The sequence below is a fragment of the Chryseobacterium sp. CH25 genome (assembly GCF_004119455.1).
In the GTDB taxonomy this organism is placed as follows: Bacteria; Bacteroidota; Bacteroidia; order Flavobacteriales; family Weeksellaceae; genus Chryseobacterium.
The window spans coordinates 1-210 of the sequence record NZ_NRQT01000211.1 but is presented as its reverse complement, the minus strand read 5'-3'; the positions used below and the strand labels follow the sequence as shown (position 1 = coordinate 210).

Annotated in this window: 2 tRNA genes; both read left to right on the top strand. The window is 52.4% G+C overall.

From position 1 onward, the window contains the following. The first annotated feature begins 24 nt into the window (after window positions 1-24). Window positions 25-97, top strand: a tRNA-Met gene (locus BOQ64_RS22915). 38 nt (window positions 98-135) lie between these two features. After that, window positions 136-208, top strand: a tRNA-Met gene (locus BOQ64_RS22910). Window positions 209-210 lie beyond the last annotated feature (2 nt).

Sequence of the window (210 nt, the reverse complement as noted above, 5' to 3'; positions counted from 1 at the left end):
TCGGTAAGTACTCTAAAAATATACCGCGGGATGGAGCAGTAGGTAGCTCGTCGGGCTCATAACCCGAAGGTCATCGGTTCGAGTCCGGTTCCCGCTACTAAGCAAGTACTTTCGGTAAGTACTCTAAAAATATACCGCGGGATGGAGCAGTAGGTAGCTCGTCGGGCTCATAACCCGAAGGTCATCGGTTCGAGTCCGGTTCCCGCTACT